Annotated in this window: 12 protein-coding genes; 11 read left to right on the plus strand and 1 reads right to left on the minus strand. The window is 39.5% G+C overall.

What is annotated here, in order from left to right:
* Positions 1 to 90 precede the first annotated feature (90 nt).
* The 4 genes from AC1ECB_RS26935 to AC1ECB_RS26950 are packed head-to-tail and all read left to right on the plus strand — an operon-like array spanning position 91 to position 3,681.
* On the plus strand, positions 91 to 594 hold the full coding sequence (locus tag AC1ECB_RS26935) for a MarR family winged helix-turn-helix transcriptional regulator (RefSeq protein ID WP_485666618.1): 504 nt from the start codon (positions 91 to 93) through the stop codon (positions 592 to 594).
* On the plus strand, positions 587 to 2,644 hold the full coding sequence (locus AC1ECB_RS26940) for an acetylornithine/succinylornithine family transaminase (RefSeq protein WP_485666619.1): 2,058 nt from the start codon (positions 587 to 589) through the stop codon (positions 2,642 to 2,644). The genes AC1ECB_RS26935 and AC1ECB_RS26940 overlap by 8 nt, the downstream gene beginning before the upstream one ends.
* A 31-nt stretch (positions 2,645 to 2,675) precedes the next feature.
* Positions 2,676 to 2,807 (plus strand): hypothetical protein, encoded by a 132-nt coding sequence (locus tag AC1ECB_RS26945; RefSeq protein WP_485666620.1) that lies wholly within the window; start codon positions 2,676 to 2,678, stop codon positions 2,805 to 2,807.
* 40 nt (positions 2,808 to 2,847) lie between these two features.
* Positions 2,848 to 3,681: a replication initiation protein gene (locus tag AC1ECB_RS26950; RefSeq protein ID WP_485666621.1), complete on the plus strand. Its 834-nt coding sequence runs from the start codon at positions 2,848 to 2,850 to the stop codon at positions 3,679 to 3,681.
* Between the two features lie 41 nt (positions 3,682 to 3,722).
* Here the strand turns inward: AC1ECB_RS26950 and AC1ECB_RS26955 are convergent, their stop codons facing one another.
* Positions 3,723 to 5,207, minus strand: a complete 1,485-nt coding sequence (locus AC1ECB_RS26955; RefSeq protein WP_485666622.1) for a protein O-GlcNAcase — start codon at positions 5,205 to 5,207, stop codon at positions 3,723 to 3,725.
* A gap of 305 nt (positions 5,208 to 5,512) precedes the next feature.
* Here AC1ECB_RS26955 and AC1ECB_RS26960 point away from each other — a divergent pair, with 305 nt between their 5' ends.
* The 7 genes from AC1ECB_RS26960 to AC1ECB_RS26990 all read left to right on the plus strand — a co-directional run bounded on the left by AC1ECB_RS26960 (position 5,513) and on the right by AC1ECB_RS26990 (position 13,587).
* Positions 5,513 to 6,142: a TetR/AcrR family transcriptional regulator gene (locus AC1ECB_RS26960; protein WP_485666623.1), complete on the plus strand. Its 630-nt coding sequence runs from the start codon at positions 5,513 to 5,515 to the stop codon at positions 6,140 to 6,142.
* 248 nt (positions 6,143 to 6,390) lie between these two features.
* On the plus strand, positions 6,391 to 6,990 hold the full coding sequence (locus tag AC1ECB_RS26965; protein ID WP_485666624.1) for a TetR/AcrR family transcriptional regulator: 600 nt from the start codon (positions 6,391 to 6,393) through the stop codon (positions 6,988 to 6,990).
* Between the two features lie 359 nt (positions 6,991 to 7,349).
* Entirely contained in the window at positions 7,350 to 8,288 is a 939-nt protein-coding gene (locus AC1ECB_RS26970) for a 3-hydroxyacyl-CoA dehydrogenase family protein (protein WP_485666625.1), read from the plus strand.
* 199 nt (positions 8,289 to 8,487) lie between these two features.
* A complete protein-coding gene (locus AC1ECB_RS26975; protein WP_485666626.1) occupies positions 8,488 to 10,059 on the plus strand; it encodes a 4-hydroxyphenylacetate 3-hydroxylase family protein in 1,572 nt (523 codons plus the stop codon).
* Positions 10,060 to 10,183: 124 nt separating this feature from the next.
* Entirely contained in the window at positions 10,184 to 11,797 is a 1,614-nt protein-coding gene (locus AC1ECB_RS26980) for a class I adenylate-forming enzyme family protein (RefSeq protein WP_485666627.1), read from the plus strand.
* Between the two features lie 203 nt (positions 11,798 to 12,000).
* Positions 12,001 to 12,174 (plus strand): hypothetical protein, encoded by a 174-nt coding sequence (locus tag AC1ECB_RS26985; RefSeq protein WP_485666628.1) that lies wholly within the window; start codon positions 12,001 to 12,003, stop codon positions 12,172 to 12,174.
* Between the two features lie 102 nt (positions 12,175 to 12,276).
* Entirely contained in the window at positions 12,277 to 13,587 is a 1,311-nt protein-coding gene (locus AC1ECB_RS26990; RefSeq protein ID WP_485666629.1) for a GntP family permease, read from the plus strand.
* Positions 13,588 to 13,602: the final 15 nt, after the last annotated feature.

Below are 13,602 nucleotides of genomic sequence, written 5' to 3' on the forward strand. Positions count from 1 at the left end.
AATTATTGCCACTGTCTGTCAACAAATAATAGTAGCATCGAAATAAAGATTGATATTAGAAGAGACAAAAAATGAAGAGAGGTAGTTATCTTGGTAGATACGAATGATGCCGATATTTTTCGGGAAGTTGTTAGGACATGTGTGCGGAAAACTGGTTTGTTACAAAAGGCAGATGCCTCATGTTGCGGGATTACAATTGCACAATGCCACACCTTGGTGGAGATTGGCAGGTCAAATGGTTTGTCATTAATTGAATTATCAGAACTACTTACTCTTGATAAAAGTACCATGAGTCGTACAGTCGATAATCTTGTTAATGCCGGACTGGTAGCCAGGAACATCGATAAGGAGGATAGACGATACATGAAAATTACGTTAACCGCCCAAGGAAATGAGATGGTTGAAGTAATCAATAGCAATATGAAAAAATATTACGAACGGATATTGAATTCGATTCCTGAAGAAAAGCGCGAGCTGGTGATTGAAGCTTTACCCTATATCCTCAAAGCAGTAAAAGACTCAAATATGAGTTTTGTTGAACGCCAGATCTGCTCAGGAATTATACGAAAAGAAGGAGGGTGCAGTTGTGAGTGAAACAATTAGAGAGGTAGTAAGAAAGAAGTACGCCAAGGCTATTACCGGAAGAAAAGGCTGTTGCGGTGAAGGAAGTTCTTGTTGCGACACTAGCCTAGGTAAAGCAACACAAAAAATTACTGGAAATCTATACTCGGGGATAGAGGTTCAGGGATTGCCTGAGGATATGGTTGCAACCTCTTTTGGGTGCGGCAACCCAACTGCGCTGGCTGAACTTTATCCTGACGAAATAGTATTGGATTTAGGTAGTGGTGCCGGGTTGGATGTTTTGCTTTCTGCTAAGAGAGTTGGACCTCATGGTAAGGCATACGGTTTAGACATGACTGACGAGATGCTGGAAGAAGCCAGACAAAACCAGAAAAAATCAGGAATTGCAAATGTAGAGTTCTTAAAAGGACATATTGAGGACATTCCTTTGCCTGATAACTCAGTGGATGTCATTATCTCAAATTGTGTTATTAATCTGTCTGCCGATAAAGATAAGGTGCTAAAAGAATGCTTCCGGGTTTTGAAGTCAGGTGGACGGTTTGCAGTGTCAGATATTGTACTCAAAAAAGCATTGCCGCTGAAAGTACAGCAGGATTTAATTGCTTGGGCCGGTTGCATAGCCGGGGCGCTTAGCGATACTGAATACCAGGACAAGTTAGTGAATGTTGGGTTTGGAAACATTGAAGTCCAAGTTACGCGGGTCTATGATGTTATGGATATAGGTATTGAAATGTTTTCGCACTTGTCGAAAGCTGAGTTAGCGCAAGTAGAGGGTGCAGTGGTAAGCGCGTTTATTAGAGCTCATAAGCCTAAGCTAAATACAGCTTGTCCTACTTGCAGTACATGTATGAGTTTAGAAGAAAGCAAACAGGATACAGAATCACTGCTTAAGGAAGCAAATAATTCTATTTTATTTACTGCCAATAGGCCTAACCTTGTCATGGAGAAAGGTGAGGGAATGTACTTATGGGATACAAATGGCAAAAAATATCTGGACTTTATCGGTGGTTGGGCAGTTACCTCTTTGGGACATTGTCCAGAAGCTATAACTAAAGCTCTTGCACAACAGAGTGCAAAATTAATCAATGCCAGCCCAACCTTTTATAATGTGCCAATGATTAAATTTGCCAAACTTCTTACTGATAAATCCTGTTTTGATAAAGTATTTTTTGCCAGTACTGGCGCGGAAGCTAATGAGGGTGCTATAAAATTAGCACGGAAATATGGTGTAAAGTATCTTAATGGGGCATATGAAATTATTACAGCAATCGATAGCTTTCATGGAAGGACACTTGCAACCATGTCAGCTACCGGTAAACAAAAATGGGAAAGCCTATTTGAACCTAAGGTTCAGGGGTTCAAGCATGTTCCGCAAAATGACCTTACTGCAATACAGGAGGCAATCAGCGTCAACACTTGTGCAATTATGTTGGAGCCTGTGCAAGGTGAGGGCGGAGTTTTTGAACTTGAAAAAAATTATATCCGATCATTGCGTGAGTTATGTGATGAAAAAAACATTTTATTAGTATTTGATGAGGTTCAGACGGGTATTGGGCGGACAGGAAAACTCTTTGCCTATGAACATTACGATATTGAACCTGATCTAATGACTTTAGCTAAAGGTATCGGGGGCGGGTATCCTTTAGCTGCGTTATTGGCCAAGGAGAAGTTTGATATATTTGATGCTGGCGACCAAGGAGGAACGTACTCCAGTCAACCGCTTGGGATGGCGGTAGGTATGGCAGTTGTGAATGAAATTATCGATAAAAATTTATCTAAAAATGCAGAAATACAGGGTGAAAACATTCGGCACCAGTTAACTAGCTTTGCCTCTAAATTTAAAGTAACCAATATTCGCGGCAAGGGACTTTTGATTGCATTTGACTTGCCGGTAGAAAAAGGCAGCGAAGTGGTCAGTGAATGTCGAAAAAGAGGATTGTTAATTAATTCGCCACGTCCTGCTTACATACGGTTTATGCCGCCATTAATTGTTACTTCCCAGGAAGTTGATGAGATGATCACAATACTTTCTGACGTATTGACAGCGGTATTAAGTGAATAAAATTTGCAGCTTAAGCGGGCTGATTTATTATGTGAAGTATAAGAAACGCGTAGCTGTTATTACGGGAGCGGCTTCGGGAATTGGTAAAGTTATTTCTTTGTTATTGGCTGATAATGGGTATTATGTTTTCACCCATTGCGATGTGGATGCGACTTGCAATTGATGGATACCCTACTATATAATAATGCTGTGAGGTGGCAAAATTGGATATTGTTATAAAAAAAGTTTCCGAAGCTTTTGATAGTGAACAATTGGTATCTGTGGCACTGCATCCTGAGGGACTTACAGCTAATCCTAATAAATCGATCAGCGTGGGCAATGTAATCGGACGTCGTGACCCACTTACTGAGCTTCAGCAAAAAATGTTAACTGCGGCTATCTCTCAACTTCAGATATCTAGAACAGGTGAGTCCACCCAAACGGAATGCGGGATGCCAATTAGTGATTTTTTAAAAGTTTGCGATCTCGATTCTAATCGTTTGTATGCTTCGTTGGTTAATGAGCTTGAAAAGGTATCTACAAAAGGAGTTTGGCTATACGAAAAAAATAGTCAAAGGTTAATCCGGACACAGTGGTTTCAAAGTATCGAATATACGGAGAAGAGGATAACTTTTCAATTCACCGATAGAATTTTGCAGTTGATTGCAACAATGGATCCTAATGATTTTGAGTGTCAGTTGATAAAGGGAATTCAATATCGAGGCAAGCATACATTAGCTGTTTTTGATATCATTTGGTCTTCAAAAGCTAATGGGATTACGGAATACACAATTCCTGAACTTATGAAACTACTATCTTTGGAGCATACAAGGTATTCCTACGGGCAATTAAAACTCCGGGTTTTAGAACCTTCACTCCAAGAAGTTTATGACTGGGACAATGCTATCTTTGTTCGCTTTGGACCAACCTTCTCAGGACGCAGGGCGGAAGGTATTTGGTTTGAAGTAAAAACTGGAGAAGAAGCCAGGAAGATGCGTGAAAAGGAACCTGAGTTTAAATTCGCACTTCCGGAACAGAAACCAATCAGGATAATATAAACACAATCAAGCAACCACCTGAGGTATGGTACACCAGGTGGTTATTTGTTACTAGTGGGCTTACGGCTAGGTTTCATATGATTAACACTGTCATTTGTCCTCGTCATTTTTTTATGCCTATTTTCATACCATAAAGCTGCTTCGTCAACAAAAGCCCGTGCCGTTTTTTCGGAAATCTTTGTATTTTTTTCTTTATCGATAAGCTTGGCACGTTCCCTCAGCAGTAAACGGTAATACTTCCGGGAAAGCTGCGTCTCTTCATTCATCTCGGCTTCAATCATAGCAATGGCTTTGTGATCTGCAACTGCTGTCAGCGCCAATAACTGCAGTTGCGGCTTACACTCATTAAGTTTTTCCTGCGGGAGTGCCTCAAGTAATTCCTGAGATGCCTTTTCTAAATGAATAAAACTCTTCTTAAGCCATGAAATCTCAAATTTCGCATTGCCTTTTATTTTTATTTTTTTCCATAGAATATTCATCTGTTTCCGCATATAGGGAGCATCCTGCCGCCCTGTATGTGCCCAGTCATTTTCCATGCGCTGCGAATGCTCTGCAAAAAGTTCCATATTTCTTGCCTGGTCTCCATATTGCTCCTGAAGAGCCTGCTGCCAGGAAGCCTCTTCATCGTATTTCGAAGGATTTCTCGAAAAATCTGCTCCTGTTGCCAGAGTAAGCTTTGAAAGTTCCGCATGTTCCATGGGATTCATGAAAAAAGCTGCCATGTCTGCACTGCCTTCAAGGTTATGTACCGGACCTAGCGCAAGTTTTTCCTTTAGATAATCTGACACAGGGTAGTTCCACCATACCCCTATTTTCCGCCCATAAATTTTTGATACCATCTGCATATCCTGCACAGAAATCCCTTCTGGAACAACGGTTTGTCCCGTATAAAGCACGAGAATATCTTTATCAAGCGCTGTGGCAAAATCCACAGTATAGGGTTTAACCATTTTATGCTGTACCATATCTTCGAGAAAATATTCCGTCGGCACGACAATCAAGGACTTGATTCCATTATAGCGATGCACCAAATGTTCATTGAGCCAGTTGAGAAAAGCAGCCTGGCCCTTGCCGTTGCGATTCTCAATGTCGTCAAAGAAAACAGCAAAACGCCGCACCCCGGCTTGGTAAAGCGTACTAAGTTTATGAAGCATTGCTTGGCGGTCATTCTCACCTGCAGCCGCCTCAAAATGTAGATCAAGGCCGGGTGAAACCGCAAAAATGAACTCTACACCGTGCTTCTCGGCAACAACAATTAGTTTGCTCAGTTCTTTCAACTTTTCATCAGGATATGGCTCACGCCAGTTAGCCCGATGCAACGGATCATCTTTCGGTGCATAAATATAGGCGTTAAGTCCTTTTTCACCGTAAAAACAGAACTGATTCAGACGTTCTTCCTGTGTCCACGGCTTCCCGTAATAACCTTCGACAACACCGCGCAACGGTATCTGCGCTATAGCGATCGCACTGTGGTTAAAAATTAAGAGCATCATCAACAGAAATCCAATACGTAAAATCAGCAGCAAAAAAATACCCCCGAGTTTTCTATTCAGGATCAGCCCGCTAAGCGAGAGACCTGTGCTATATCCTCCATATTTTTGCTTCTTATTATATCACAATTATTCTCTACTATTAACAACTATTTGGTGGCAGAACATACGTTTGCCTGAGATCCAAGTAACCGCTTGACAAAAAAAATGTTATTTAGTAGTATTACTTAACAAAGTAATTTTTTTCAAATTATCACTGATAGGAGGAAACCTAAACGGACAGTAATGAATCTAAACAAAAAAAAGGAAATTATGCTATTTCTTCTGCTAAAGATGATGAATTGATAAAAAGTAAACATATACAAATTGTAGAAGGTGCATTAAAGCTCTTTTACACACAAGGATTTCATCCGACTTCTATCCGTGAGATCGCAGAGTCATGTAACATGTCTATGGGACAGCTCTATCACTATATTTCTTCTAAAGATGACGTATTGTATTTGGTGCACCAATACTTTCACCAGCTTAGGTCGGACTTTGTTAAAGCTCAAAATATTGAACAGTATGCTACGCCAATGGAGAGACTTATCAAGTATCTAGTAGCTAATATGTTTTTTGTCAGTGAGAATAAAAAAATTATACAATTAATTTCGACAGAGACAAAATATTTAAAAAAAGAGTATTTAAAAGATGTTTTAAATATGGAGCAGGAAGATACAATTGATAATTATCATCAATTGTTAATAGACCTAAATAAGGAAATACCAATCAATGGTGATTTAGAAGTGCTAGCCAGTATATTAGCTTATGTAGTAGCATTTTTGCCTTTGAAGGGCTGGACTGTAAAAGAAAAATCTATAGACGATGTTAATTGTTGTTTATTTGATTTTATTTTTAACGGCTTAGGAAAAGCTGTTCTACAAGAGTACGAAAAAAGTAAGAATATGCATTGTCCAGAGGAACTGTCTTAATTTGAATGCTAAAAATATTTGATTAAGAAAGAGGAGCCGATATCGGCTCCTCTTTCTTAATGTAAACCAAGTTAAAGGGGCCAAGTCTAAGACCACATAAGGTGAAATTGAAGGTAGAGGTAGCATAACTATGTAATCTATGATACACTCATTATTGATTATTCTGGAGAGGTGGGGTCAAAACGCAACACGATAAACAAAAGCAGACAATAGGAAATTACTCTATTTCTTCTGCTAAAAATGAATTTTTGATTGAGAGTAAACAAATACAGATAGTGGAAGGTGCGTTAAAACTTTTTTATGTCAGGGGTTTTCATCCGACTACTATTCGTGAGATTGCGGATGCATGCAATATGTCTATGGGGCAACTTTATCACTATATTTCTTCCAAGGATGACGTATTGTATTTGGTACACCAGTACTTTCACAACAAAGTGTTTGAATTTATAAAAGCTCAAAATATTGAGCAATATGATACACCGGGTGAAAAACTTTTAAGTTTTATAAAAGCTAATATGACTTTTGCAAGTAAGAATAAAAAATTAATACAATTTATTTCAACTGAAACCAAATACCTAAAAAAGGATTATTTAAATAATGTTTTAAAAATGGAACAAGAAACTACGATTGCTAGTTATCACAAAATGCTAGAAGATGTAAATAAACAAACACCTATCAATACTGATTTAGAGATATTAGCAAGTATATTAACATATATAGTTGCATTTTTACCTTTAAAAAGTTGGACTGTAAAGGATAAATCTATAAATGATATTGATCGTTACTTGTTTGATTTTATACTTAACGGTTTAGGACAAACTGTTCAGCAAGAACTAATAAATTATTAGATTAAATTAAGGTTCAACGTCAGAAAAGGATCACATTAGCGGTATTTCTTAACCAGAGAATGTATTCGTCACTATGCTAAAAAACTTTGTTAAGAAATACCCAAATTTTCTTGACGAAGATTTGGGACTATGCTATTCTAAATTTGGAACGAGCGTTCTATCCATATCTAAATTTTCACAATATAAAAAACATTAAAAATTTCTTCAGCGCGATTATAAGGACCTTTCGAAAAAGTCAAGTTCCCAATTTTAAAGCTTGAGATTGGTTGAAGGAAAAAAGCAAAAAGGCCAAGACAACGTCTTGAACTATAAAGTCTCTTGGCTTTCAAAAGCATATTAATTATATAAGGAGGATTATCATGTTTGAAAATTGGAAAATATTAATTGTAGGTGCTGGTACTATGGGGAGTGGTATTGCACAATTATTTGCCAGCAAGGGTTTTCAAGTAATTATTAGTGATAAGTTTTCAGAACAACTTGTCCACGCAAAAGAAAGAATTAGTAACAACGTGGATAATTTGATCAAAGAAGGGTTAGCAACTCAAAAAGAAGCCGAACAAACTAAAACATTAATTACTTATGAAGCTGATCTTACTAAATGTGCTCCCCAAGTAAATTTAGTGGTAGAAAGTGTTTTTGAAAACGCTGATGTTAAAAGAGAAATTTTTTCACAGCTTGATAAACTATGTACTCCAGATTGTATTTTTTGTAGTAATACTTCAGCTTCAAATATCTTTGAAATTGCTCAAATATCACATCCTGAACGGTTATTAATTACTCACTTTTTCAATCCACCGGTTATCATGGGATTAGTAGAGGTAGTAATGGGGCCGAAGACTTCAGATGAAACTCTTGATAAAGTAAAAGCATTACTTATTCAGTTAGGCAAAGATCCAGCTGTAATTAAACAATACATTCCCGGCTTTATTGTTAATCGCATAGCAACGGCTATTACCAGGGAAGCCGGATATATGGTAACTAAGGGATGGACTACGGCTCAAGACATAGATAAAGCGATAAGAAATACGAGTGGTATTCGCTATGCTTTTGAGGGACCTATGGCTTTGTATGACATAGTTGGTTGGGATTTGACCACATCGGTATCAACGGATATTCATAAAACGTTATGTAATGATACCGAAGCCAATTCTTTGGGTAAAGAACTCGTCGCTAAAGGGGAGCTTGGGTTGAAATCAGGCAAAGGGGTATTTGATTATACCGATGTAGATCCACAACAGTTTCTAAATGAAAGATCAGCTAAAATTATCAAGATGCTAAAAACTGTGAAAGAGCTATAATGATTTCGGAGTTGGTAAGCGTCTTTTTAGCTGGGACTAATCATAATAGCAGCAAATGAAAGTAAATAGATCATGGTGAATTGTTTCGGCTATTCCGTATTTTGCAGAAAAGAGGAAATTATTTTTTTAAAATTAGAACGAGCGTTCCATCTATATCAAAATTTTTAAAAATATAAAAATATTCAAGGGGGAATTAACAATGGGAGTAGGAACATATGAAGCGTATAAAGCGCGACTGCTCAAAATGAAACCAAATGTATATTTGAATGGTGAAAAGGTTGACCGGTCAGGCAACTGGATTGACGGCGGTTGTTATGTTATGAAGCAGTGCTATGATCTGGCCAATGATCCTGAGTACGCCGATGTATGTACGGCGACTTCTCATCTTACCGGCAAGAAAATTAACCGGTTCACACACATTCATCAATCCAAGGAAGATTTGCTTAATAAGCAATTGATGACAAGACTACTTTGTCAACACGTCGGCGGCTGCACACAACGCTGCATGGGTTCAGATGCGCTCAATGCTATTGCGGTAGTCTCCTATGACTGCGATTTGGCTTGCGGTACAAAGTATCATGAACGCTTTAATAAGTATCTTTTATATTGCCAGGAAAATGATCTTATCTGCAACTGTGCTCAGACTGATGTAAAGGGGTCGCGTAATCCTAAGTATAAGAGAGCTCATCTGCAACCAGATCCGGACCAGTTTGTACATATAATCAAGACAGATGTGGATGGCATAGGCGTTGACGGAAAACCTTGTAAAGGCATTATTGTTCGCGGGGCAAAAGTCTGCAATTCCTGTGCGCCGTATGTTGATGAAATTATTGTTAATCCAACTAAGTTTATGGGTAAAGGCGATGAAGGCTATGCAGTATCGTTTGCTTTGCCGGCTGATTGGGATGGCATTAAGCTTATGGCGCTTCCTGGCCAGCATCATAAACGGAAACATATTCAGGCTCCATTTAATCAAGTCGGAGACGTAGAATCACTGACAATTTTTGATGATGTATTTGTCCCCGAAGATAGGGTATTTTTGAATGGTCTTGACAACCCGGATGTTCTTCAGTATGCGGGCTACCTGGCACTGATGTTTGCTCACTTTCACAGACATTCCTATACGGGCTGTAAGACAGCAGTTTCCGAAGTTATTGCCGCACAGGCAGCGTTAGTAGCTGATGTCAATGATATCGCTAAGGAGCCGCATGTACGTGAGAAAATATGTGAAATCATTAGCACGGCTGAATTGGTATTCGCAGCAGGTCAGTCTTCGGCGCTGCGGGCAGTTAAATTTCCTAACGGATCCTGGGTACCAGATGAAATTCTAACCAATGCAGGACGCAAATTGGCAGGCCAGAAAATTTACCATGAATATGAGACACTGGCAGATCTGACAGGCGGCATTTGTGCATCGCTGCCAACAGAAGAATCCTTCTACGCACCGGAGACAGCTGATCTTTGCAATAAATATATCATGAGAAATCCAGATTATACAGCGGAGGAGACGCACAGAGTGATGCGCATGATGGAGGATAAGCTTTGTGATCCTTTTGAGGCAGCCCAAGCTGTTGCCGGTGTACACGGTGGTGGATCACCGCTTATGGAGACTATTACGATGATGAGCCGTTATGACCTTGAGCCACTGAAAGATATTGCCAAATACCTTGCTGGCTTTGAAGGTGTAAAGTGTCCTCGTTACGAGCGCAAGACAGTGACACCAAGAGCTATGCTGGATAAATTTAAGAATACTCAGATAGAAAAAAAATAAGAAGATATTTTTTATACGTTGGTACGATGGGTATAACAGCTTATCGTATCAACATATCTTGCCATGATTTGAGTATGATAGTTTCCACTGAAACCGTTATCTAAACTAAGGCAGGCGAGATATCATGAGACCACAAATGCCAATTATAGAACTGGAGGCACAAGCTCATTTAAAAGGAAGGCGGTTAGAATTTGAGAGTATAGCCCAAATGCTAACAATACGATCAAAGGAAACTCCGGAAGCACCACATGTGTATTATTATGATCAAAAATTAACTTACAGAGATACCAATGAACGAGCAAATCAGATAGCTAATTTCCTAAAAGAAAAGGGTGTCAAAAAGGGCGACATTGTGGCGGTGATGATCCGGAATGCTCCCGAAATCTACTATACCATGTGGGGTGCTCAAAAGCTGGGGGCGGTAGCTCTAGCCATGAATTATTGTTTAAAGGGCCCGGAAATTGCGTATGTGCTGAATGATGCTAAGCCGAAGGCAGCTTTTGTTGGAAGTGATTATATTGATGAATTTGCTAAGGGTCTTGATCAGTCCAAGTCTAAGCCTTATGTGGTTGAAGCTGTAACTGATGTAGCTCACGAATCAGCTATAGCGCAAAAAATGTTTGCAGATATTTTGGAACAGTATCCTACAGATGAATGTCTAGTCAAACAAAGTCTTGAGGATCCTTTTATGTTATTATATTCATCCGGTACTACTGGTCAGCCCAAGGGAATTTTACTTTCTAACAGGGCTCAGCTTTCGCAATGCCGGAATATTAACCGGCAGGGTTATATCAAGGGCAATGATGTTATGTTGATTATGTTGCCCATGTTTCACACTAATCCCCTGTGCGTGTTTACTTATCCAATAAGCTATGCTGGGCAAGCTCTATGTATCTGTAAGAAATTTTCTCCCTATGAATTTTGGCCAGCGGTTATGCAATACGGAATTACCATTATTATGGGTGTACCCACAATGTTTGACTATATCTTAAGTAAGGTTGATCCGATTGACATTGATCTGTCCAAAGTAAAAATACGTTATGCATTTACCGGCGGGGCGTCTCTTTCGTTGGCAACACGAAGAGAGTTTAAGAAGAAATATAACATAGATTTTTTAGTAGGCTATGGTCTCACCGAGGGATGCGGAGGAAATACTACGGAGCCGGCTCTCGGACATTTTAAGGATGGCTCATGCGGGATGACTCATCCGGGGGAACAAATAGAGATCATGGATGAAGAAGGTAACATACTGCCCAACAATGTAGATGGTGAAGTTTGCATCAAGGGTGATTGTGTTATGATGGGCTATCTGAATAAACCTGAGCAGACTGCGGAAATCATGAGGGGAGGTTTTTTGCATACAGGTGATATAGGCCATTTTGATGACGAGGGGTACCTGTATATTGTTGATCGTAAAGGGGACATGATTATACGTGGAGGAGAGAATATTTATCCACGCCAGATAGAGATTGTCCTTGAAGAGCACACGCTGATTGCTGAGGTTGCAGTAATTGGCATTCCCGATAAGTACCTGGGTCAGCAAGTAAAGGCCTATATAGTACCAAAACAAAAGGGTTCAATGACTGCGGAGGCGACTAGAAAGTGGTTGCTGGAACGTATGGCTAAGTATAAGGTACCCGTATTGTTTGAGTTTGTAGATCGATTACCCCGAACTCCAAGTGGTAAGGTTCAAAAGTTTAAGCTGTTTGAGGAAAAAATTCCTGCTCATAACCAGTAAATCATTATCTTAGACACTAAATTTGGCAGGGGAAATTGTTAGAATGTTCTAAAATGCCGGCGGCCTATTTTGAGGCCAAACCGCTGACAGACTATAAGAAAGTCCACGATTTCGTACCGCAGTGTTGAGGCTGGTGCCACTCCGTATGGCATTGGCGGCTTTGACGGTCAAGCTGTAAGCTCTACATCTGGAGCATACCCAATATGAAAGGCACTGATAATATCAAAGGTGTATCCATAGCCCTGTTTAGCACGATTGCTAAAAATGTAACTTGGACGATTGGAATGCAGGATCTCAAAATTAAGGATAGCAAGCTTATTGACGGAGTAAGTGATCTCGGAAAATCGTATTTTTCGAAGGTTGAGTTCTTCTATTAATATTACGGGTCAGATAGATAATGTCCTGAATGAGCAGCCGCTGGTTGCCGAGGAAGTGAATTATTAAAAACATAACAAATAATATATTTAGGAGTGGATATTATGTTAGCACCTGTAGGTATTATCTTGGGAATTGCTCTTTTGGTTTATTTAGCAATTAAAGGTGTCAACATCGTAGTTATTGCGCCGGTAGCGGCATTAGTAATTATTTTAACTAACGGAATGTCGTTGCAAGAGGCATTTTTTGTTGGCAAGACATCGTATTTAGCGGGACTTGGCGGCTTTATAACCGGCTTTCTGCCAATATTTATATTGGGTGCAGTATTAGGTAAATATTTGGAGGACAGTAAAGCAACAGTAAGCATTGCCAATAGTATTTTTAAATTGACCGGTAAAGAGAACGCCTATGCGGTTTTAATAGCAATATCATTAATATCCGCAGTATTGACATATGGTGGTGTAAGCTTATTCATTGTAATCTTTACAATCGTTGCACTTGCCAGACCTATTTTCAAGGAACTGAATTTGCCGTGGCGCCTTGTAATGGTGCCAATGATTTTCGGTGGTACGACATTTACCATGACTATGGTACCGGGGACTCCATCAATACAAAATGTTATTCCAACCGCATTAGGAACGACTCTTGCAGCCGCACCCGTGATGAGTATTGTTGTTACTATAATTTCAGCCATAATGGGCTTAGTGTATATGAAATGGCAGCTGAAAAGTGTTTTGGCTACCGGAGAACATTACGAAGAGAGCGGTCAAGTGATAAATTCCGATGTAAATCCGAAGGAGTTACCCTCTCTTTTTGCATCAGTACTGCCTATGGTAGTTCTAATTGCAATCATATTCATAGGTAGTGCAATGCATATTTCCAATATAATAGTTCCAGCGTTATTGGCTGCGGTTATTGTGGCTGCGGTTGTGCTATTTAACCATATACCAAATCAAATTAAGACGCTTAACGCGGGGGCAACCAATTCCTTGTTGCCAATTATTTTTACTGCTGCAGCGGTAGGTGTTGGGAGTGTCGTAGCTTCGGCTCCTGGTTTTAAATTATTGCAAGGTGGTATGAGTAGCCTGCCTGGAGGAGCATTAACTCAAATACCTGTTATAACTGGGTTCCTTGCTATGGTTACCGCTTCAGCATCCGGTGCTTTGGGAATTGCTATTCCTCTATTCGGCAAATCATGGATAGCTTCCGGTGTATCGCCCGAGGTAGTTCATAGAATTTCTGCTATGGCTTCTTCAACATTTTCAGCGATGCCCCAAAGTGGTTTTATATTTTCTTGCATGGCAGTTTTTGGTTTATCGCACAAAGAAGTTTATAAACACATTTTCTTTCTTGGCTTAGTCGGGGGCTGTGTTTGTTTAGCAGTGGCAATGTTTATGGCGGTTATCATTTATTAGATAAAGTAAGTAATT

It is taken from the genome of Sporomusa sp. 246TCP1, from assembly GCF_057319775.1.

Bases quoted from the DNA above. Each gene is read 5' to 3' on its own strand.
- AC1ECB_RS26970 (WP_485666625.1), top strand. From the start codon at position 7,350: ATGTTTGAAAATTGGAAAATATTAATTGTAGGTGCTGGTACTATGGGG.
- AC1ECB_RS26975 (WP_485666626.1), top strand. From the start codon at position 8,488: ATGGGAGTAGGAACATATGAAGCGTATAAAGCGCGACTGCTCAAAATG.
- AC1ECB_RS26980 (WP_485666627.1), top strand. From the start codon at position 10,184: ATGAGACCACAAATGCCAATTATAGAACTGGAGGCACAAGCTCATTTA.
- AC1ECB_RS26985 (WP_485666628.1), top strand. From the start codon at position 12,001: ATGAAAGGCACTGATAATATCAAAGGTGTATCCATAGCCCTGTTTAGC.
- AC1ECB_RS26990 (WP_485666629.1), top strand. From the start codon at position 12,277: ATGTTAGCACCTGTAGGTATTATCTTGGGAATTGCTCTTTTGGTTTAT.